This is a genomic window from Pedobacter sp. SL55 (assembly GCF_026625705.1).
In the GTDB taxonomy this organism is placed as follows: domain Bacteria; phylum Bacteroidota; class Bacteroidia; order Sphingobacteriales; family Sphingobacteriaceae; genus Pedobacter.
In genome coordinates this window covers 986861-1009136 of sequence record NZ_CP113059.1, presented here as the reverse complement: position 1 = coordinate 1009136, position 22276 = coordinate 986861, and the positions used below count along the sequence as shown (strand labels likewise).

The 22276-nt window shown below is 40.4% G+C and carries 15 protein-coding genes; 12 read left to right on the top strand and 3 right to left on the bottom strand.

The window, feature by feature from the left end:
* Positions 1–23 precede the first annotated feature (23 nt).
* Together istA and OVA16_RS04515 are read right to left on the bottom strand one after the other, a co-directional pair.
* A complete protein-coding gene (gene istA / locus OVA16_RS04520; protein ID WP_267763773.1) occupies positions 24–1601 on the bottom strand; it encodes an IS21 family transposase in 1578 nt (525 codons plus the stop codon).
* Positions 1602–2008: 407 nt separating this feature from the next.
* Complete coding sequence (locus tag OVA16_RS04515) at positions 2009–3490, bottom strand: Fic family protein (protein ID WP_267763771.1); 1482 nt, start codon at positions 3488–3490, stop codon at positions 2009–2011.
* Between the two features lie 572 nt (positions 3491–4062).
* Here OVA16_RS04515 and OVA16_RS04510 point away from each other — a divergent pair.
* Positions 4063–5355: a hypothetical protein gene (locus OVA16_RS04510; RefSeq protein WP_267763769.1), complete on the top strand. Its 1293-nt coding sequence runs from the start codon at positions 4063–4065 to the stop codon at positions 5353–5355.
* Between the two features lie 404 nt (positions 5356–5759).
* On the opposite strand, the gene OVA16_RS04505 is transcribed toward OVA16_RS04510, so the two are convergent.
* Positions 5760–6347: an RNA polymerase sigma factor gene (locus tag OVA16_RS04505; RefSeq protein WP_267763767.1), complete on the bottom strand. Its 588-nt coding sequence runs from the start codon at positions 6345–6347 to the stop codon at positions 5760–5762.
* A gap of 133 nt (positions 6348–6480) precedes the next feature.
* Here OVA16_RS04505 and OVA16_RS04500 point away from each other — a divergent pair, with 133 nt between their 5' ends.
* From OVA16_RS04500 to OVA16_RS04450, 11 genes are all read left to right on the top strand, one after another.
* Positions 6481–7632 (top strand): FecR family protein, encoded by a 1152-nt coding sequence (locus OVA16_RS04500; RefSeq protein ID WP_267763765.1) that lies wholly within the window; start codon positions 6481–6483, stop codon positions 7630–7632.
* Between the two features lie 187 nt (positions 7633–7819).
* Entirely contained in the window at positions 7820–9340 is a 1521-nt protein-coding gene (locus tag OVA16_RS04495; protein ID WP_267763763.1) for a SusC/RagA family TonB-linked outer membrane protein, read from the top strand.
* Between the two features lie 196 nt (positions 9341–9536).
* Positions 9537–10769: a hypothetical protein gene (locus OVA16_RS04490; RefSeq protein WP_267763761.1), complete on the top strand. Its 1233-nt coding sequence runs from the start codon at positions 9537–9539 to the stop codon at positions 10767–10769.
* Between the two features lie 11 nt (positions 10770–10780).
* Positions 10781–11278 (top strand): hypothetical protein, encoded by a 498-nt coding sequence (locus OVA16_RS04485; protein ID WP_267763760.1) that lies wholly within the window; start codon positions 10781–10783, stop codon positions 11276–11278.
* Positions 11279–11297: 19 nt separating this feature from the next.
* Positions 11298–12674 carry a RagB/SusD family nutrient uptake outer membrane protein gene (locus OVA16_RS04480; RefSeq protein ID WP_267763759.1) on the top strand — a complete coding sequence of 459 codons (1377 nt, stop codon included), beginning with the start codon at positions 11298–11300 and terminating at the stop codon, positions 12672–12674.
* Between the two features lie 64 nt (positions 12675–12738).
* Positions 12739–13866 carry a TlpA disulfide reductase family protein gene (locus OVA16_RS04475; RefSeq protein ID WP_267763757.1) on the top strand — a complete coding sequence of 376 codons (1128 nt, stop codon included), beginning with the start codon at positions 12739–12741 and terminating at the stop codon, positions 13864–13866.
* A 498-nt stretch (positions 13867–14364) separates the two neighbouring features.
* Positions 14365–15486, top strand: coding sequence for a peroxiredoxin family protein (locus tag OVA16_RS04470; RefSeq protein WP_267763756.1), 1122 nt, complete (start codon positions 14365–14367; stop codon positions 15484–15486).
* Complete coding sequence (locus OVA16_RS04465) at positions 15483–16733, top strand: thioredoxin family protein (protein WP_267763755.1); 1251 nt, start codon at positions 15483–15485, stop codon at positions 16731–16733. The genes OVA16_RS04470 and OVA16_RS04465 overlap by 4 nt, the downstream gene beginning before the upstream one ends.
* Positions 16734–16864: 131 nt before the next feature.
* On the top strand, positions 16865–17326 hold the full coding sequence (locus tag OVA16_RS04460; RefSeq protein ID WP_267763754.1) for a hypothetical protein: 462 nt from the start codon (positions 16865–16867) through the stop codon (positions 17324–17326).
* A 419-nt stretch (positions 17327–17745) separates the two neighbouring features.
* Positions 17746–20535 carry a T9SS type A sorting domain-containing protein gene (locus tag OVA16_RS04455; RefSeq protein ID WP_267763752.1) on the top strand — a complete coding sequence of 930 codons (2790 nt, stop codon included), beginning with the start codon at positions 17746–17748 and terminating at the stop codon, positions 20533–20535.
* 33 nt (positions 20536–20568) lie between these two features.
* A complete protein-coding gene (locus OVA16_RS04450) occupies positions 20569–22272 on the top strand; it encodes an InlB B-repeat-containing protein (RefSeq protein ID WP_267763751.1) in 1704 nt (567 codons plus the stop codon).
* Positions 22273–22276: the final 4 nt, after the last annotated feature.

Sequence of the window (22276 nt, the reverse complement as noted above, 5' to 3'; positions counted from 1 at the left end):
GTTTGTTATGGATTGTTAATGTATTACTGATAATATTCTTTGCCCCTGATGTTGTTATGGGCCGGAATGCTGGCCGGCTCATCCTCAGGGGTAAGCTGGTCCAGCCGTTTTCTCAGGATCTCCTCAATGATCGGATAGTTGTACTGGCCAAGATTATCGGCCCAGCGGCAGGCATTGGCCAGACGCTCCGGGCCGACACGCCTGGTGAAGCTCAGTATACCGGAACATGATTTGTAGGCCTGCTCGGGATAGGCTTTACGTTCCAGGACCTGAGAGATGTATCTGGCCACATCCTCATGGATCTGCTCGGCTTCCTGCATAAACTTTTCAGGTGTCCATTCGGTCAAAAAGCGGTGCTGTGAGGCCAGGTGCTCTTTACCGGTGGTGTAATGATATTTGGCCCGGGTGCGTTTATGGGCAGCAACCTGCGTGTAGTGGTAATAGATCTGGACCATGGTAGAGGTATAAAGCACTTTTACTTTCTTGCCGATATAGGTGTAGGGCACGCTATAATAGTGGATATCTTCGCCTAAACGCACATAACCGTTCTTCATCACCGTTACCATGACCTGTTTGTGCACTTCGTAACGGATCGGGTTGAGCGGTCCCAACGCTTCGCGTTCAACCTCTTCGAACTGTTCCCTGCGTGAATAGCTCCGCCCTGAAAAAGGTTTGTTGTTGTGGATCTCCAGTGCGGACCTTATGGCGGCGTTAAGTGATTCCAGGTCACTGAACTTGCGGCCTTCCAGACGTTGGTAGATGCTTCTGTAGATCAGTTTAACGGCCCCTTCCACTAAAGACTTGTCACGGGGCTTATAGACCCTGGCAGGAACCACGGTAACGGCATAATGCTCGGCAAATGCCGCAAACTCATCATTGAGCACGGCTTCGTACTTACTCCCCCTGGTTACCGCAGAACGCAGATTGTCGGGGACAATGGCCCCCAGCACACCCCCAAAATAGTGCAACGCGTTCTCACAGGCCTTGATCAGGTCTTCTTTGCGCTGGCTTTCTACCGCCTCCACATACGTAAGCTGGCTGCAGCCCAAGATCGCTACAAATACCTCCGCATCACGCTCCGGACCTGAGGCTGGATGAAGTTGCAGTTTGCTTCCTGCAAAGTCGATATAGATCTTATCGCCGGCTTTATGGTCAATGTGCATGACTGGCCTGGAAAGCTGGAGATAGGTATGGATAGCATTGTTGAAACGGGACCGTCCGTAGCCCTGGGGGTGTTTAAGGATGTATTCCAGATGAAGAGACTCACGGGTTACACCTTTCTTTTTTAGCCTTTTACAGTACTCTGGCAATAGAAGTTCCAATTCCTGCATACGGGGACTATTGATCGTTTTGGCAGTTTTTGTATTAAAAAGAACAGCAAGTTCATTATCGCTCCTGGAATTGAATTCTTCGTGGGTGATACCCAGTTCATGCCATATGCGCAAATACTTTTTGATGGTGGTACGTGAAGTGCCTACCATACCGTTGATGGTCTTTGTGCCGGTTCCCTGGCAGTAAAGACGGATAATCTGTCGTAGTTTATTCATTTTGATCGGTGTGTTGGACATCGTAATCGAGGGTTTTTGTTCGTAGAAAAACATAAACAAAAACCCCGTCTGACGAAACCGATCAGTACTGGTGCTTTTTGGTCTTTTCAGGGGGTCAACTTGGCCTGGCGAAGGGGGATCACTTTCGTTTGGCGGAAGGGGATCACTTTGCTCTGGCAGAGGGGGCCATTTTCATATGGCGAACGGGGGCCACTTTGGTGTGTTTTATCCATTTCACCGCAGGAATGGGAATTTATCTTTGAAAAAGGAAGTAACTATAGTATGTTCCGAGTTTATCAAGCTGGTTCAGCCAATGTTCGGTTTGATAGGATCAACAACGTATCCCAACGCATAAAAAAAGCAGAAATATTACCAAATCCCTTTTCTCTTATTCTATAAATAAACTCAGCATATAGCTTTTCAAAAGGGGGGTGTCTCAAAAACCGAGACAGCCTCTTTTTTTATTCTCCTACGATCTTTAGTATGTAGTCTTCCCCCTCTTCGAATGCATTGCTCTGATCCAGGATCACTTGCATCTGATCCATATTGGCGCCAGCAATAGTCTCGCTGAACTTCCATGCCCTTAATAGCATCCTGATGTATTTTTCTGGCTCGTTCCTGCGGGTGAGCGCTCGTAGTCCGCCCAGGTAATCTTCGCGATAAACGCTTGGAACAATAATCTTACTCTGTCCTGCGGCGGTCATTTCTGCATTCATCATAACCCGGGCAATTCTACCGTTGCCATCTAGGAAGGGGTGGACCTCGCTGATCATGAACATCATGAACGCGGCCTTGGTAAATGGATGCTGAAGGGCGTTATAGTAATCAAACCCTTTTTCCAATGTTCCCTTTACCAGATTGAAATCGACAAAATCGGTTGCGCCTGCTCTGTTATTGACATCCTTAAACTCGCCAGGGGTTTTCTCCGGTCTGGCACTCATCAGGATCTTGTGCCGATATTTCATAATTTCGATCAGCTCTGAAGATGTCGCTGGTGCAATCTGCATTTCCTGTCGGTTGCTTACGATTTGGTACGTACCCAAGACATCGTGCCCGTCTTCGAACCTTGTAGGTAAAGGCTTTCCGGTTTCTATAATCTTGATCGCTTCCTCTACTTTGAACTTGGTTCCTTCGATGAAATTGGAGAAGTAAGCTTCGAAGAAAGCGAAATTGCGGTAGGCTTCAACAGTTTTATTGGGATCTGGACGCAATGGATATTCATTCTGCTGTAACGTTACAAAAAGATGTTGGAAAAGGTCTATACGTGCAGGATCGTAAGGCGAACCAAATGCCCTGGCCTGCGCAATAGGTGAAGTTAGGATGTTGGATGGCTTGGTACTCAATAGCGCACCGATCATTTTGTCCAATCGTTCATATTCTTTTTCCATACCCAGCTGGGGGGCAATGTCTTTCGCCTTATCACGAAGCGCATTGATACCTTCTTCGCCATTTACCCGTATAATCTGATCAAGTTTCAATTCAATTTCAGGTAAAGTCAGTGTTTTCGAGGTAGCTCCCGGTCTTCTCGATGGTTGTAGGCATTCCAGAAAGGCCCTAGCTTTTTGAGAAACATGCAAATCTCCCATAAAGGTAAGATCACCCTCTAAGGGGCCTGGTCCCCTAAGAAAATTCAGTGTAACCTCATGCATTTTAACCTTCTTATCATAACCATGCGTAATGAAAATATCACCCGATGAAGTAGGCTGATATTCAAACGCTGACCGATGGCTGAGTATAGCTCCTTTGTAAAGATGTCCGAGTATCTTTAGCAGATGCCTTTTAAGAATAGTAGTCTCATCCTCATGTAGGTTGGAGGTGTAGACTTTGGGAACCAGTAATTTTAGCTTACCTTCCCTTACCAGTGCGGATATAGCTCTACTGGTCTCAGGCTCACTTGATGCGAAAATAATTTCCTGTAGATGAAGAGGGATGTTCTTGTCCATATTGCAAATTTTTCTGGTTAAAAAGCTCTATCAACCTTTTTTACACAAATTTTTCTGGCTAAAAGTAGGTAAATTCACAAATTTTTCTGGATAGAAATGCAAATTTTTCTGGCTAAGCAATCGCTAAGTATTGCAATTTACAAATTTTTCTGGCTAAAGCAGTCATTTCTTACAAACTTTTCTGGATAAAGAAAAGTTTTAGAAGTGTACCAACTCAAGGGTTTTTAGTTGCCATTCCATAATGTTGACTATCTTTGCACCCAGATAGTTATTTACATAGTAAAATACGCCCGTATGGCTGCGGGAATAGAAGCCCTCAATGAGTATCAAAATCATTGGGGGCTTTGCCTTTCAAACTACCGCGACTGGCTGACTGTGTCCTCGAAAATTACTTAGAGATCCTCCCTACTCATTTTATTCATCGAGGCGTTTACCCTATTATACAGTTATATCTTTTGATGTCAAATTATAGTTGGCGGTACCGCAATTAAATCAGTAGGTTTGTACAACATGTAGTTGTATGAGAAGTTGGGGCGGACCGATATAAATTTTGCAAACTAAAACGATACAATATGCTTAAAATTAACTACTCAAAGTGTACGGGCCTGCTAATGGCCCTAACCTTTTTGTTTGGAACTGGGAAAACAAAAGCCCAGACCGATCTTGCCGCTGGCGACCTGCTATTTACAGGCTATGACGCCCAGCCTGGAATCACTGCCACCGGACCGCGTTTTGATAGGATTTCATTTGTTGCACTGAAGAGGATGACAATGGGAACGGTACTCTATTTTACCGATAGGGGTTACAAGGGAGGCTGGTTTGCAGCCAATAACAATACCGAGGGTTCGCTTTCTTTGACTACTACAGCAGTTGTTGAGGCAGGCAAAGAAGTGGTGCTGACACTTACTCCAGGTTTTTATGCCGCTACAGTTGACGGTTCCAGCATAGGTACACCTGCGGCGGTTTCACCAAGGCTTTCTATGGGCAATACTGGAGACCAGTTCTTCATTTTCCAAAAGGGAGGTGGAGAGCCTGATGGCGCAGGTGCGGTTATGATCGCTGGTCTGCACTGGAACGCTGTGCAGTCGGGTAGTTTTGCACTGATCACCAGTAGTGCAGATTGGGACAACTTGAATATGGCTGGTCATCCTTCATCAACGCTCAGTACAACAAATTCAAATATCCCACCCGGTCTAGTAGCTGGAGAGAGTGCGTTTTTCATAGGAGCGCATTATACTGGGAGTAGTTACATCAACTATGAATCAGCTAACTTCAATGGAGCTGGAAAGCCCTATGCCAATGCGGCGGCGATCCGCTCAGCGGCGATGAATGTGGCCAACTGGACTAGGGTGCCATCTGGAAATGGTACCGCAGTGAGTGTGCCAACAGGACATTTTACCACGGTACTACCCGTGACACTGCATAGCTTCTCCGCAAAATTGAATGCAGGAAGCTTAAAGTTGGACTGGAGGACATTGAGCGAAGCCAATTGCGACCGTTTTGTGGTGGAGACTTCCAATGATGGCCGATCGTGGACAGCACTGGCAACGGCGAAATCGAAAGCTACCGATGGTAACTCCGCTACGGCACTAGACTACAGCTTAGCTGTTCCAATTGCTGGGACTGCGTTGGCAGGTTTTGGCATCTTTGGGCTGTTGTTATTACCGGCCGTTAGAAAACGTTGGATGAAAGTGGGACTAATGATTTTTGCGGTCTGCATGGTCGCTGCCTGCGCCAAGCAGGAAGTCAATGGAGAGGGCTTGGAAAAACTGGATCGTGCAAAAGCACAGGTCTATGTACGTTTGGCACAGATCGATAAGGATGGCAAGGTAAGCTACAGCGAAACCTTATTGGCCAAGAACTAGGGTTTATTCTAGGATTTTATAATGAAGCCACTTAGCCGCTGTGTTGAGTGGCTTTTGCTTTGTGTTGGTTTTGCTGACTCCCATCACTTCGGTTTTTAAGGATTTTAATGGGCTATGTGAGATAATTTGTTATCTTTGTACTATAAGTTGTTCATTGAAACTGATCCAAAAGGATTTAAAAAATATGTTTACCAATTCGTTTACCACTTTTTTTTGGGACGAAATGGAAAAATGAAAAGTATGCGCAAATAGTGGCTTCTAGAGGGTTTAAAGCAAGAAAGTTGTTGTCCCGTCCAGACCGCAAAGACTTAAAGTTCGGATCCCGTCCGGACCGCAAAAAATCCTCAATCTGATAAAGATTGGGGATTTTTGCTTTTGAAGCCTTTTTTAAAAGCAAAAATCTTTTAAACTTTGATACTAAGCAGCGTTAGGATAATGAGTACAATTAGGTAAACATGAGCTCTTATTGCCTGCAAAGCCTTACCAATTTGGTTTTCTACAGTTTTAACAGAAATATCTAGTTCATCGGCAATTTGCTGATAACGCATTCCTTTTTCTTTGTTCATTAAAAATATTTCTTTACAGCGAGCTGGAAGCTGAGCTATCGCTTCTTTAACTTTTTGTAAGCGTTGGCTAAACACTTCTTCATGATCTTCATCAAGTAGTTCGGCTAAGCTTGCCAGTCTAATATTATCCAATTCTTGGTCCAGCCGTTTAGTTTTTCTGTAATTATCAATAAAGTTGTTATAGGTAATCTTATATAAATAGGCGTTTAAGGAACCGTTTGATCTTAAAATTTCACGATTATTCCACAGCTTTAAAAAAGTGTCTTGTACAACATCTTCTACTAAATTTCGGTCTGTTGTAAAGTTAAGGATGTAAATACAGAGCTTTTGGTAGTAATTAGAGTAAATAGATTTCAATGCGCTTTCCTCTCCAGCATGAATTGCCTTTATGAGATTTATTTCATCCGCTTTTGAATAATCTGTCATTTACTAGAGAAGCTAGGTAGGTTGGAGCGCCGAAAAGTAAAGGTATAATATTATGAAATAAAAAAAAATAGATTTTGCGTGGGGGTTTTTTCTTTTTTTACGTACTACAATAGAAAAATGAACTAAACTAGGCATGAAAGAACCTATAGAAGAGTTAATAGCAAAATTCTTAAAGAATGAACTGAGCCAAAGTGAAGCAAGTTTGCTTAAAAGTTGGATGGAATTACCAGAAAACAAACAGTTTCTGCAACATGAAATTCAGCTGTATCATTTGATTAATGCTTATTGCGAAACTTTCGATGCAGAAAAAGCCTATCAGCAACACCTTTCTGTTATAGCAGGCGGCAAAGCAACAATGGTTCGTAGCTTATGGCCAAGGTATGTAGCTGCGGCCGCTATACTTACTGTGCTAACGTTTGGTTTCTATTTCGGCAGAAATTTGCTAAAAGATAAAGCCAATGCAAACCTAGCTGCTACAGAGCATATAATTAAGCCAGGAACAGATAAAGCAATTTTAACGTTAGCTAATGGCGAAAAGATAGTATTAGATGCCTCTAAAAATTTAATCAATTTAGATGCCCATCATCAAATTTCTAGTGATAGTAGCGGGTTAATTAGCTACGAAAACATGGAACCTAATGCCTCTCAAGCATCTTATAATACCATTGAAATCCCCAAAGGTGGTACTTATCGGTTAATTCTATCAGATGGAACAAAAGTATGGCTTAATGCGGCCTCTAAATTAAAGTATCCGGTGGTGTACCAAGGTAAAGAAAGGGTAGTTGAGCTAGAAGGCGAAGCTTATTTTGAAGTAACCAAAGATCCCGCTAGAAAATTTAAAGTTAAAAGTAAGGGGCAGGAATTGGAAGTGCTTGGTACTAAGTTTAATGTAAACACTTACAGCGACGAAGCTTTTGTAAAGACAACTTTGTTAGAGGGGGCTGTAAAAGTTTCTAACTCAAAGCAGTCGGTAGTGCTTAGCCCGAACCAAGTAAGTATTAATGTCAATTCTGGTTTACATGTACAAACATTGGCCGATGCCGAAGAAGCCATTGCTTGGAAAAATGGCTATTTCCAGTTTGACGACGAGCCAATTGAAAGTGTAATGAGAAAAATTGCTAGGTGGTACGATATCGAAGTTGAATTTGTAGGAAAATCGGAAGGTAAAAAGTTCAACGGAATAATTACAAGAAATAAAACCCTAAAAAATGCGCTCAAAATTATGGAAGCTACAGAAAACGTAAAGTTTAAAATAGAAGGGAGGAAACTTATTGTAAAAACCTGATCAAACTAAATTGACAGGAAACAACGAAATCAGAGGCGTCGTTACCGCCCCTGATTGGTATAGGTTTCCTAGTCATCTATTGCGCTAAACAATTTTCCAACAAACTAAACCTATTTAACAAATGTATGAAATTTTACATGTTATAAAACATGGGCTAACTCCCCATGTCTATAAGTTAATACTAACTATGAAGCTAACCACTTTATTGATTTTTGCAGTGCTGTTCCAAGTAAGTGCAGCGTCAAATGCTCAAATCACTATTGTAAATAAACACATTACACTTGAGCGTGTTTTCAAGGAAATTCAAAAGCAGTCTGGCTACGATTTCTTTTATAACAACGATCTCATTAGAAACCTGCCTGCAGTTTCGTTAAACCTAAAAAATGCAAGCGTAGCTGATGTGCTAGATGCGAGTTTAAACGGCCTGCCTTTTCAGTATAAAGTGGTAGAAAACTCTGTAGTAATTACCACAAAGCCTAATACCATAATTATACAAAAACAACAGCGCAAGGTAGAAATTACGATTAGTGATGAATATAATAAGCCAATTCCGGGTGTTTCGGTCGTTTCCAAAAACAAAAAGGTAGTACTTGGCATGACTAACAAAGACGGTAAGTTTATGGCTGATGCCGATGAGGGCGATGTGTTAATTTTTCGCTTTTTAGGTTATGCCATTAAAAGTGTTACCGTTGGTAAATCTCAGTCGATAGATGTACAGCTAGATCCAACTGATAGTAGCCTCGGCGAAGTGCAAATATCTACAGGTTACCAATATATTAAGCCAGAGCAAAGTACGGGTAGTGTAACGGTAATGAACAACAAACAATACGATAGCCGAATTAACACTACCGATTTTTTAACTGCGCTGCAAAGCAGAATTCCAGGGTTGTTAATCAATAACGATGTGGAGTTTGAAGGGAATAGTTTATTCCAAATCAGAGGTATCTCTACCATTAACGGTAATAAACAACCACTTATCGTTATTGATGGTTTCCCCACAGAGTTAACGCTGGCCAGCATCAACCCTAACGAAATAGAATCGGTAACGGTGCTTAGAGATGCCGCCGCCGCTACAGTATATGGTGTACGGGCATCAAATGGCGTAATAGTTATTGAACGTAAAAAAGCAAAATTGGGCAAACCTAACGTAGGTTACCGTGCTACTTTGAGCCTAACGCCTAAAGAAAATTACGAACGTTACCGCTGGGATCCAGATGGCGCCAATACTTTAATAGAACACTCAAAGGAATTGTATAAAGGTATAGGGTCAACTGCATACTCTTTTATGGTTTTGCCTACTTTAGGCAGTTTGTTTACTTACCCTGAGACTTATGCTATTATGGCTCGCAATTTTGCAGGCATAATTACAAACGAAGAAGCAAACAATCAGTTCGATGCACTTAGAAGCTACAATAATGCTGGCGACTACGCTGATTTGTTTTTGCGGACTGCTGCTACACAAGTGCATAACATAGACGTTTCTGGAGGTACCGACAATGCCCAATATTTTATCACGGCCAGATATAACAATAGTGCCGCCAATAAAATAAAAAATGGCAGCAATCTTTTCGAACTTTCTGCTAGAACAAACTTAAAACTATCCAAACGCCTCTCGGTAGAGTTAAATACAAACTTTCAAGATTCTGAAAGCTTTTGGAGCGCCTGTACCAGATATCACTACATTTTATCCTTACGAAAGATTTGCTGATGCAAACGGTAATCCATTATCTACCTACAAAGGTTCTAAGGTTACCACTTATTACAACGATGTAACTAAAGCCCTGGGTATATTAGACAACCTGTATTATCCACTCCAAGAAATCAATCTGGTAAGTGATAAGAGACATTTAACCAGTAACCGTTTAATAGCTAATTTTAAATACGATATAGGCAAAGGTTTAAAATTGAATTTTGGTGGAGTATACGAAACTGCAACAACGAATATCCGACATTTGGCAAACGAGGCATCTGCAGAAGTTAGACAAATTATTAATCGTTATACAGAAATTGGCACTAACGGAGCCTTAACTTTACATGTACCAAAAGGCGATTATTTAAAGCAAACTACTAATAAAACTGAAGGTTACACCGTAAGAGCGCAATTAGACTACAATAAACAAATTAACACCAATCATGCTATTAACCTAATTTCGGGTTTAGAGATGCGTAGGCAGGCCGAAAGTGCAAGCGCTACAGCTAACTTTGGTTACAGCGACCAAACCTTAATGCAACGCCCCGTAAATTACGCTCTAATACAAAATGCAGGTTACGTATCTGTTTACGGCAGAAACAATTCGGCGTTGGTTTACGATGATCTTTTTAAGCAAAGCTACGTAGAAAATAGATTTTTATCGGGATATTTTAACGCGGTTTACAACTATAAAGGCAAGTATTCGATAACGGGGAGTGCTCGTATAGATCAGTCAAATCTTTTTGGTTCCGATCCTAAAAACCGCTACAAACCATCTTGGTCTTTTGGTGCCGGATGGAATGTGGATCAAGAAAAGTTTCTACAATCGCAAACCTGGGTTAACTATTTAAAAATGAGAGCTGCATTAGGTTTTAATGGTAACGTTGCAAAAAATGTATTGCCACAAGTTATTGCCAATGCTAAAACCAACAACTTCGATTATACCATCAACTCACTTGGCTTGCTTTCTCCCGCAAATAGTCGTTTGAGATGGGAACAAACTTTCAATTTCAACTTAGGATTAGATTATCGCATTTTCAAAAACGTAAGCGGAAATATAGACTACTACTTGAAAAAAAGTATAGATGTTTTAGCTTCAAACGAGGTTGATCCAACTCGAGGTGTTACATCGGCTATCATTAACGAAAGTACCATTAGAAACGGCGGTTTAGAAGTTAGCCTAAATGCCGACTGGATTAAGCGCAGAACTTTCAATTGGAACACTGGGTTCATTTTCTCAAAAAATATGAGCAAAATTCTGAAGGTTTACAATGTGAATGTACCCGTAAATCCAAAATCTTATCACTACGCCGTAGGCAACAGAACCAGTTATTTAGAAGGATACGCAGTAGGTGGTATTTTTAACTATAGGTATGCTGGCGTAGACAACACGGGCAAAGTTTACTCATTTACGATAAAGACGGTAAAACCAAAAACTTCGATGTAGACGACCAAGGTTTGGCTGATGTAGATTACGTGGGTTCATCTATACCTGCTTACAATATTGGTTTAAGCAACAGGGTTGATGTTGGAGATTTCTATGCTTTTGCCATGATCAATTATTTTGGTGGATTTAGCACAAAAATTCCATTGCTAGATCCCGCAGCTACCAGACCCTTGAAAGGCGCTAATAATTATTGGAGAAAGCCAGGAGATGAAAGCATACCAGACGTAATGCCTGCACTTAACAGCGGTTACGCTAGTTATTTGTCTGCAACCAATCGGTTTATTGTAGATGGAACTTACTTTACTTTAGGAGATTTAACCGTTGCCTATAGTTTTAGAAAGGCCAACTTTGTGAAAAAGGCAAAGCTTTCAAATTTCGAACTAAGGGCACAAGGTTCTAATCTTTACACATTTGCGCTTAACAAGCACAATTACAGCGTAGCTACTAAAAGTTTCGAAAAAAGCTACTTAACGCCTACGTATACTGCAGCACTTGTAGTTAATTTTTAATTTCCTAAGTTTTAAAAGAATGAAAAAATACATATACACCTTTCTGATATCAACCTTGTTCTTGATATCGTGTGATAAGTATCTTGATGTGAAACCTAAAGGTGTACGCCTGTTAGAAACTATACGCGACTATGACGAGTGGTTAAATAATATGGATTTAGAAACTTCTACATCGCCGCTGTTAAACTGGTTAGATGATAGAAAAGACTTGCCAACGCTTGTTGCTGCTACAGCTGCAACTGGTGTAAACGAACGAATTTATTCTTGGCAGGCTCAAGCCATAGAAACGGTGCCAGGTACTGCACCTATATGGTCAACATTGTATAAAACCATTTACCTTTATAACACGGTTATTATTGATGTAGAAAAAGCAAAAGACGGTACAGAGCAGCAGAAGCAACGCTTAAAAGCAGAAGCTTTGTTGGGTAGAGCTTTCGAATACCTGTATCTGGTAAATTTATACGGAAAAGTATACAACCCGGCAACCGCTGGTAAAGATTTAGCTGTACCATTTGTAACCTCTGTTGATGTAACCGATGAAGTGCCCAACAGGAGTACCGTACAGGAAATTTACGATCACATCATCAATGATATTACTGCTGCTTTACCATACTTGCCAGCAGATAATAATTCGAACCGTTTTAGAGGCTCGGTTGCTGCGGCTCACGGGGTTTTGGCAAAAACTTATCTGTACATGGGCAATTATCCAAAAGCGGCACAAGAGGCTCAGCTAGCTTTAAATACGGGGCCTAACATGATCCTAGATTACACCACTATTGCCAATGCCGCAGCTATTCCTCATTTAATTAAAAGATCTGATGCCATTTATGCAAGAATTGGTGGCTCAAGCTATATCAGTACAGAAATTCCAACGCAAGCTTTTCTAAAAACATTTAATACAAAAGATCTACGCCTCAAGTTTTTTTACTCGCCAATTACAGATTTAACCTTTGCTACTAGAGGTCGTACAATCTTTCGTCATTCTGGTGTGGTTGCAGGCTCGGGTTCTCCAAATTGGGGGATTGCCGTAGCAGAAATGCACTTGATTATTGCCGAAGCGGCAGTGCGAAATAATGAGTTTACTAAAGCTTGCGATGAGTTAGACATTTTACGCAAAAGACGCTTTTTGGCCGCAGATTATGTAAAATTTACATCTACAGATAAAGAAACGGTGTTTAACAAGGTGTTTGAAGAGAGAGGCTTTGAACTTGCTTTTGTTGGCATGAGATGGTTTGATATGAGAAGGCTAGATGCCGAAGGACGAATGCCCGCTGTAAGTAGGTATTTGGGCAATGGTCAATTGTTGGCCACCCTTGAGCCTAATAGCCCACGATATACCTTACAAATTCCAAAACAAGTAATGTTTTACAACCCAACTTGGGAGCAAAATCCATAATCTACTTATAAGTATGATGGTTGTAGCAAAACAATCATCATGCTTATCTACAAAATACACACAAATGAAAAAACTGATTTTATATATCGCTTTGCTAATGCCTGCTTTGGCTTTGGCACAAAACAATACTTTTTTGATAAAAGCTAAATTGGCAGGAAAAGAAGAGCTGCTTAGTGCTAGTTTAGTGTACTTAAACCCAGCTTATCACAGCGAGGAAGTAGAAATTAAAAACGGTAGCTTCGAATTTGCCGGAAAAATAGAAGATCCACTTAGGGCTTCTATTAGTGTAGACCGAAAAATACAAGGGAAAAGAAAAACGGAAATTTACTGGATTTACCTAGAGCCTGGAACCATTTTGTTAGAGAGTGCTACAGACCTGCTTGCTGATGCCAAAATAACTGGCTCGAAGCTTAACCTAGATTTTAAAAAACTGGAAGCTGCATTGAAACCACTAGAGGAAAATAAAAAGAAATTGGATGCGAAACTTCGTAAGATGCCCGATGCTGACCGTAAAAATGAAGCAATAATAGCCGAGATAGATAAGGGCAAAGAAGCCATAGATGAACAAATAGCAGTCGTTTATTACGAGTTTTATAAGAAAAATCCAGATAGCTATTTAAGTATTGAGGCTTTGAACAAGTATGTAGGTAAAATATTCGACTATAGAACTACTGCACCATTGTTTGATAAGCTTTCGGCTCGAGTTAAAGCTACCAAAGCAGGAAAAGAAATGGCAGAGCAGATGGCAAACTTGAAAAAAACAGATATTGGAACCATTGCGCCAGATTTTACACAGTTAGACATTGCAGGAAAACCAGTTAAACTTTCTGATTATAAAGGTAAATATGTATTGGTAGATTTTTGGGCATCGTGGTGCGGCCCTTGTAGAGCAGAAAATCCGAATGTATTAAAAGCTTATAACAATTATCATTCAAAAGGATTAGAAATATTAGGCGTGTCTTTAGATATTGAAGCTTTTAGACAAGCATGGATAAAGGCCGTAGAGGTAGATCAATTGCCTTGGAAACAGGTTTCGGACCTTAAGTTGCCAAATGAAGCAGGTAAGATTTATGGCATTAATGCTATCCCTCAAAATGTATTGGTAGGGCCCGATGGAAAAGTTGTTGCCAAAAACTTAATGGGCGATGGACTTCACTCCAAGTTGGCCGAAATTTTCGATAAAAAATCATAAAAGAACCAGGTTAGTAATGCGTCACTTTTTAAAACCGCAGGTGCTTTGGTAACTGCGGTAAAGTGAGCCTAATTAGTGGAGTTTTTTACCACAATTACTAGGTTGCGGTCAATGCAAGTAAGTTAAGAAGAAAACAAAACCGAGGCGTCATTTTGAGCTAGTAGACATACATTGGTTTAATTTTTAGTTAGAGAAATATTCTTCGATAACTTGTTCCCATTTATCGGCAAGCTCAGCCTAACAAAGCAAAATCCTTCACTTAATGAAATTGAGGTTGTGGCTATCATTTGCTAGCAAAACCATTTATTAACAACCTGAGCTCGATTATTATTTGCTTATTTTACGGTACTATATAAAACTATCGGGTTAGCTGACCCTGAAATAAATTCAGGGTGACGAAAGATCGGCGGTTCGTCATGCTGAATTTAGTTCAGCATCAGTTTTAAAGTCTAATTATCAATAGGTTAAAAATCAAACTTAGGTTAACAAATACACAAAATGAAAAAACTACTTATCGCTGTCATGCTTTGGTTACCAACTTTAGCTATGGCGCAGAGCAATACTTATACCTTAAAGGTAAAGCTTGCCAAAAATAACAATCTTACCACCGCTCAACTTTCCTATCCAGAAACGCCCTCGCAAGTTGTGGAGCTTAAGGATAGTATTTTTGAATTTAAAGGTACACTACAAGATCCTATACTTGGCTTCCTTACCGTCAACAGAAAAGTAGATGGAAAGAGAAAATCCGAGTCGGTTTGGATATACGTAGAAAAAGGCAACAATCTATTAGAAAGTCCCAGCGACTCTCTGGCCCATGCAAAAATGAAAGCTTCGTTACTTAATGAACGATATGACCAGTTAAAGGCTGCGCTAAAACCAATTGAGCGCAGGAAAAAGATTTTTGAAAGCAAGCTGAAAGCATTGACTGATGGTAAGCCTAGCGATGAGTTTTTGGATGCACAAATTGCCAAGGCCAAAGAAAGTTTAGAAGCCGAAATGACCAAGGTTTACTATCAAGCCTATCAAGAAAATTTAGATAATTTTTTGGGGATAGAGGCACTAAATAAATATGTAGGCCTTGTGGTAGACTATCGTGCCACAGTACCTTTGTTCAATAAGCTTACGCCACAAATAAGAGCAACGAATGCCGGTAAAAATATGGCAGATTATTTGGCCTTGCTTAGTAAAACAGATATTGGCAAAAAAGCAATTGATTTTAGCCAGCCAGATGCTAACGGAAAGCAGATAAAACTTTCTGATTATGCAGGGAAATACGTTCTGGTAGATTTTTGGGCCTCTTGGTGCAAACCTTGCAGAGCCGAAAATCCAAACCTTTTAAAAGCGTATAACAAATATCATCCTAAGGGATTTGAGGTTTTAGGCGTTTCTTTAGACATCGAGGCATTTAAAACAGCCTGGCTGCAAGCAGTAGAGGTAGATCAATTACCTTGGAAACAGGTTTCGGACCTTAAAATGCCGAATGAAGCAGGTAAGATTTATGGAATTAATGCTATTCCACAAAATATATTGGTAGGGCCAGACGGAAAAGTAGTAGCCAAAAATTTAATGGGCGATGCTTTGCATATCGAGTTGGCGAAAATTTTCGATAAAAAGTCATGAAAAATTTTAGGTTAGTAATGCTCCTCATTTTAAATTCCGTAGCTGCTTTGGCGGCTACGGCAGAGGGGATAAATTTTGAAAATGGTACTTGGAAAGAAATCACTGCCAAGGCAAAAAAAGAAAATAAGCTCATCTTCATAGACTGTTACACTTCGTGGTGCGGGCCTTGCAAGCGCTTATCAGCAGAAATATTTCCTTTAAAAACAGTTGGCGATTTGTTCAATAAGAACTTTATCAGTTACAAAGTTGATATGGAAAAAGGAGAAGGAATTGCTTTGCAAAAGAAATTTCATGTAGGTGCTTTTCCAACCTTATTATGGGTAAATGCAGAGGGCGAGGTAGTACATAGAGCGTTAGGATTTATGGAGGCAAACGCTTTATTGGCCGAAGCCGAAAAAGCATTCAATGGCGGCAGCTCCTTAACAGAATTAGAGGTTCGTTATCAAAAAGATCCAAACAACGTTGAGTATGTGAAAGCATTTCTTCAATCTTTAGTAAAAACAGCAGATGTAAGAGCTAGGGAGGTAACGGAAAAATACTTGTTGCTTATCCCTAAAGAACAATATCTAGATGCTGATGTTTTTGAGCTGATGACTAAAAACCAACCAGATCCATTTTCTACTGCAGGGCAATATTTTTTTGAACATAGAAGTGCTTTTGAGGCAAAGTTTAAAAAAACTCGAACGGATGTATTTGCCATAAATATCTACAATAAATATGCAAAATGGTTACTAGAGCAAGTTAAAAATGGGAAAGAGTTCGATGAAAAGTCTTTTCAAAAATTAATAACGTTAATGGAAAACCAGCAGTTTGAAAAAAGACATTTTCTAGCCGATGATTTAAAAGTTAGTGCATTAGCGTATCAAAAAAAGTGGAGCGTTTATGCTTCAACCATTAATTTGCTTTTAACAGAAGATCGTTATCAAAACATATCTTCTGGTGTGTTAGATAGATGGATTAACCCAGTTTTAGAAAATGATTGCAAAGAGGTGCAAGTACTTAAAAGTGCGGTTGCTTGGACCATACTTTCTTTCAAAAACAACACTACCTTTAGCATGGATCGTTTCTCTAAAAATCTAGTAACAAGAATTAAATTGTTAGAGAAAATTCCTAACAGTATGGCTGCTTTATTGCAAGCTAAAACAGAATTAGCTATTTTACAAGAGTTAGCCATTAAACAAGAAAAATTTGCTGCCGATAAAGCCAAAACAATTAAAATGATAGAAGCAATGTCGAGTAAAAAATAATACGCCTCATTATGATCAGAAAAATTTTGCTCGCCGTTCTTGTCGTTGCATTTCTTATTTTGATGTTCTACATTTCGAAGTATAAGAAGGTATCAAAAGTTCATCAAGATTCGACTAAAAAGAGTCAAAATGTGACTTTTTCTGAAACAGATACGATTTGGTTTTCTCATTCATCAATAATTACGTTAGATAAGGCTTCAAAGTATTTACATCAAAAAGCTCCAAAATTATTGGCTAAAGGTAAAATAGGATTTGAGTTTCACAGCAGAGAAGTATATAGGAAGCTCGAAATGGAATTAGATGGTAAAATTAAAAGTATCGATATGTTTAGCCAGTCTGGTATACCTGTAGGTGTTTTTAAAGATACTTTGGAAACATCAGGTTACACTTACAAGTTGATTGGTGGTTATCAAAGTAGAATTACGGAAGAGCCTTATATTTGTATGTACCAAGATCTGAATGGGCAATCTATAATTGAAGTGCACTATTTTGGTGGGTTTAATAATTTGAGGCTAATTAAGGTTTACACTAATGATGCTAATCATTCTTTTAGCTTCTCTAACCCCGAAAAACTTTTCTTAAAAGACAAATAAAGAGGTTCAATTAATTGAGCCTCTTTAAAAGAATACACCAAACACGTAGAAACTTTTTGAGTTTTTATCAAACGCTTTGTTTGTCAGCCTAAGCTTTCCGATAAATTGGAGCAAGCTAGCGTAGCTTATTGCTACTCTTAAATTCTTCGACAAATTGTGCTGATTTATTGTGAAGCTCGGAATGAAATTTAAACCGTTTCTTTAAATCAATCTTAATATTTATGCAACCGATAGCATAAAGCTTCTTATAATGCAAACGTTCCCGTTAACGTTTGCACAGATTTTTATGCTCAACCATTCATAAAGCATGTACTAAACTGATTAATATTGATTTAACCAAATATTATCAGACCCCTTCATTCGGGATAGTTTAGGTGTAAAGCAGGGCGGTCAAATAGTGTTTCCTAAACCAAATATGTATGAATTTATTGCTACGTATCAGCTTTGCGTTATCATTTATTGTATGCTTTGTTTTTTACTCCAATGCCCAACTGGCCGCATTTCCAAGTGCGCAAGGTTTTGGCAAATTTGCTAAATTGGGTAGAGGCGGTAAAGTATATACGGTTACCAACTTAAATGACGCTGGTGCGGGCAGTTTTCGTGAGGCTTTTAATGCTTATCCGGGAGAGCCTCTAACCATCGTTTTTGCCGTTGGTGGAACTATCGAGTTGCAATCGCAAATAAAAGTAAACAGATCTAACTTTACCATTGCTGGCCAAACTGCACCTGGCGATGGCATTTGCTTAAAAGGAAATTCTTTCATCATTAACGGCGCTAGAGCAGCTAACTTGGGTGGCAATCATGGCAATATCATCATCCGTTATTTGCGTTCTAGGCCAGGCAGTACGCTGTCTACAGGTGTTTATGGTTTCGATTTAGAAAATTGCCATAATGTAATTGTAGATCACTGCTCGTTTAGCTGGGCCAACGAAGAATGTGCCGCTATGTACGATATGGAAAACATAACAGTGCAATACAGCATCGCTAGCGAAGGCTTGTTTAATGCAGGGCACGCCAAAGGAAATAGAGGTTACGGCGGTGTTTGGGGCGGGCAATATGTATCTTATCATCACAACCTTTTTGCGCACTTAAATGCCCGTTCTACCAGATTTAACGGTGCAAGAGCGCATGATGTGAACGCACTGGTTGATTACCGAAATAACGTAATTTACAACGCAGGCACTAGAAATGCTGCTGCAGGTGGAGCGGTAAATATTGATAATAGCTTTTCTCGTATCAATCTGGTAAATAACTATTACAAACCTGGGCCAGCCACACCATCAGATTATCTTTTTATTGAAGCCGATTATGAACCAGCCGAAGCAAAAGGTGTAGGCGAGTTTCATTTGAGTGGCAATGTAATGCATGGCAACAGTGCAAAAACTGCCGACAATTGGACTGCCGTAAGTTTCGATAAAATACCAAGTGCTTCGCAAAGTGCCGCCAAATCATTAGTGCCGTTTGCAGTTGCACAACCTATTGCTGTGCAAAGTGCTAACGACGCTTACTTAGAAGTATTAAAAAATGCTGGTGCCAATTTACCAATTAGGGATGCGGTGGATAAACGGGTAGTTAGCGAAACCGCTACGGGGACAGCTTATAGCGTAGGCATAACTTCTGGCAAGAGGGGCATTATAGATTTACCTTCGGAAGTTGGCGGTTGGCCTACCTACAATACGGCAACCGCACCGATAGATACCGACGGAGATGGAATGCCCGATACTTGGGAGCAAGCCAATGGCTTAAATCCAATTGACGCTGCTGATGGTAATTTAACCAATGCAGATGGTTATACCATGCTAGAGGTTTATCTTAACAGCCTTACTGCATCAATAAACCAAAGCTACGAGCTAATGGGTTTTGCCGCAACTTTAAACGCAAGCAGTACAACCACCGCAACTCTAAATTGGGTGGTAAACAATGATACCGATTTGCAAAGTTTTGTATTGGAGCGCAGCGCCGATAATCAAAATTTTAATGCAATTACCACGGTAGCCAGCCTAAGTAGCAACAATTTAAACAGCTACAGTTTTACAGATAATAATCCATTGGGTTTCACTTCGTATTACAGATTAAAATTAGTAGCAACTAACAACCAAGTAAGCTATAGCGATGTGGCGGTGTTAAACAACCCTATTGCGCAAGCGTATTGGACCGAGCCTTTTACCAACACCACCGTAACCACCATAGCTAAACCCGCTACCATACAAAACTCTGTTCAAGATAATGGCACTTGGATTTTGTACGGTGCACAAAGAGAAGAAAAAACAGTGTCTGATGTGGATGCTAACAACCAATGGACAAATGGTGTTGCTAATCCGAGCTTAAAAATATTAAACAGAAATACTGCTACAACTACAGATTATACTTTGACCGAAGATCCTTATGTAATTACGCCAGTGTTTGGTCAGGGCATTTCTAAGATTACTTTCCACGAAAACCAACGAGCTAGTATTGGCGCTAACAGCATCAAAATCTATACTTCTACAGATGGCGGACAAACGTGGAATGCAACACCTATTTCTAGTGCTGCTAAGTCTTCGAAATTCGATCTAATTACTGTAAATATTACGGGAGCCAATATCAATCGCCTAAAAATTACCAAGCCTGCTACCGTAACCATGAATATAGATAACCTAACCATTTACGGCCCTGTTGGTGTAACGCTACCGCTTGATTTTGTTTCTTTTTCGGTAACGCTTCAAAAAGAGCTAACGCACAAAGCGGTATTGCAATGGAGAACAACAAACGAAGTAAATACAGCTTCTTTTGAAATAGAGCGCAGCACCAATGGCAACGATTTTATTAAAATAGGTGTGCTTGCGGCAGCTAATAAAGCAGGTACTCAGCCCTACGATTTTGAAGATGCTAGACCTCTAGCGGGAGTAAACTATTACCGCCTAAAGCAAATTGATTTAGATGGAAAGTATAAGTTTAGTGAGGTAAAATCGGTTAACAATAAGCTAGATGGGCAACTTGCCATATACCCTAACCCGGTGCTCGGCAATGTTACTGTAAACCATCCCGAAGCATCTGCCGGCACCACAATAAGTGTTTACGATATTTCGGGCCGTAAGATAGCGCAAGCCAATGTAAATAAAGGAGCGCTGCAAACCAATATCGCTTTGGCGCATTTGCCACAAGGCTTATATCTTTTGAAGTATCAAAGTGCTACCCAAGCAACTACTCAAAAAATTTTAAAGAAATAACCAAATCATCATAAACCAAAAACCAATAAGCGTATGAATAGAAAATTTACCTTACTAATTTGTAGTCTGCTGTTTTTTTTACAGCAAAGCTGGGCGCAAGAAAAGCTGCTTTACGCTACAGAGTTTAATGGCGCAAGTACCAACGCCCAAAGCAATTGGACTGCTGTAGCTGCTTCGGCAACGGAGCAAACAGTTACCAAAACCACCGATTTCTCTAACGAAAGTTTAACCTTTAAATTTCTGCAAGTAGCGGTAAATCCAACTGGCGCAGATGCCACAAGGTTTAAATATGCTCCCACAGCGGCTGATGCAGGTGGCGTACAGGTAACAGCAGGTTGGGCGCAAGCGCAAAAAGTGGTTGGTTCTTACATCGAGCTATCTCCCTTAAACTCTATAACTAAAGTGGTTTTTACACATGGCGCAACGGGGAGTAGCAGAGGCTACAAACTTTGGAAAAAAGTTGGAGCGGGAGCATGGACAGAAATATCAACTGCATTTGCTAATCCAAGCTCTGGGCAGCAGGTTACAGTTAACATTAACGAAACTAATGTAGCATTAAAGTTTACCAATTTAAACGATGCCCAAAATGCCTACCTCTTTGATTTGAAAATTTACGGAAACTATACTTCTACAACTACACAATATCCATTAACTACCACATTAAGTGATGCGGCTGCCGGAACAATTGCTCGTAGCCCTTACGCAACAGACTATGATACAGGTACAGCAGTAAGTTTAACTGCAACGGCAAACTTCGGCTATCGTTTTGTAAAATGGGTTGATGCCGCCAATGGCGATGCAGATTTATCGACGGCAAACCCATATTTGGTAACCATGGATGCTGCAAAATCTATTAAAGCAGTATTTGAAGCTAAGAACACCTACACTTTTACCGTTACTAAAGAAGGCTCTACTTGGGGCGAGGTAAATTTAAGCCCCGCACCGGTAAATGGTAAGTACGAAGAAGGAACAGAGGTTACCATGACCATCGTTCCAAACGCAGTAACCTCGTTTAGCAAATGGGAAGACAACACCAACGCCACCCAACGTGTGGTTACAGTAAACGCCAATAAAGCCTTTACCGCTACTTTTGACGAAATTCCTTTTATCGTAGGTTGGAACTTTAAAGATCAAAATACTAAAACTGCAAAAACGGCAGATTACTACGCAGAAAGTACCAACACCGGAACAATTTCAACTTTTGAACCCAATGGAACAGCCGTTAACTGGCTATCCAATGCTGGTGCTTTCTCGCCATCTTATCCAAACATCAGGTTTTGGACAGCAGGAGCAAATTTCGCTACTACCCGCCGTTATTTACAAGCGCAGTTTTCTACCACTGGTTTTACCAATATCCAAGTAAAATCTATGGTTAGTGCCAATTATCAGGCTTATAAAGTAATGACTTTGCAGTACTCAACCGATGGCACTAACTTTACAGAAGCAGCTAGGGTTGATATTACCGATGCGTACAATACCGTTTGGAAAGATTTGAACGTTACGCTTCCGCCAGCGGCAGAAAACCAGACCCGTTTATACCTGCGTTGGGTGGCCGATGCTACCAGTGGTTTATTGGGCAACAGCACCGATAATGATGGCAGCGCTTTTACCAATATCTATGTGTATGCAGACAAGGAAGTAATTAACGATAGCACTGCGCCACTATTGGTTTCTACCACGCCAAGCAGTGGCTCTAGCACTGCAACGGTTAGCGGTTCGGTAGTAGCTTACTTTTAATGAG

Excerpts from the sequence above, each read along its gene's own strand:
- OVA16_RS04500 (WP_267763765.1), top strand. The coding sequence starts at position 6,481 with ATGAAAGAACCTATAGAAGAGTTAATAGCAAAATTCTTAAAGAATGAA.
- OVA16_RS04515 (WP_267763771.1), bottom strand. The coding sequence starts at position 3,490 with ATGGACAAGAACATCCCTCTTCATCTACAGGAAATTATTTTCGCATCA.
- OVA16_RS04450 (WP_267763751.1), top strand. The coding sequence starts at position 20,569 with ATGAATAGAAAATTTACCTTACTAATTTGTAGTCTGCTGTTTTTTTTA.
- OVA16_RS04480 (WP_267763759.1), top strand. The coding sequence starts at position 11,298 with ATGAAAAAATACATATACACCTTTCTGATATCAACCTTGTTCTTGATA.
- istA (WP_267763773.1), bottom strand. The coding sequence starts at position 1,601 with ATGTTTTTCTACGAACAAAAACCCTCGATTACGATGTCCAACACACCG.
- OVA16_RS04495 (WP_267763763.1), top strand. The coding sequence starts at position 7,820 with ATGAAGCTAACCACTTTATTGATTTTTGCAGTGCTGTTCCAAGTAAGT.
- OVA16_RS04505 (WP_267763767.1), bottom strand. The coding sequence starts at position 6,347 with ATGACAGATTATTCAAAAGCGGATGAAATAAATCTCATAAAGGCAATT.
- OVA16_RS04510 (WP_267763769.1), top strand. The coding sequence starts at position 4,063 with ATGCTTAAAATTAACTACTCAAAGTGTACGGGCCTGCTAATGGCCCTA.
- OVA16_RS04455 (WP_267763752.1), top strand. The coding sequence starts at position 17,746 with ATGAATTTATTGCTACGTATCAGCTTTGCGTTATCATTTATTGTATGC.
- OVA16_RS04465 (WP_267763755.1), top strand. The coding sequence starts at position 15,483 with ATGAAAAATTTTAGGTTAGTAATGCTCCTCATTTTAAATTCCGTAGCT.
- OVA16_RS04470 (WP_267763756.1), top strand. The coding sequence starts at position 14,365 with ATGAAAAAACTACTTATCGCTGTCATGCTTTGGTTACCAACTTTAGCT.
- OVA16_RS04475 (WP_267763757.1), top strand. The coding sequence starts at position 12,739 with ATGAAAAAACTGATTTTATATATCGCTTTGCTAATGCCTGCTTTGGCT.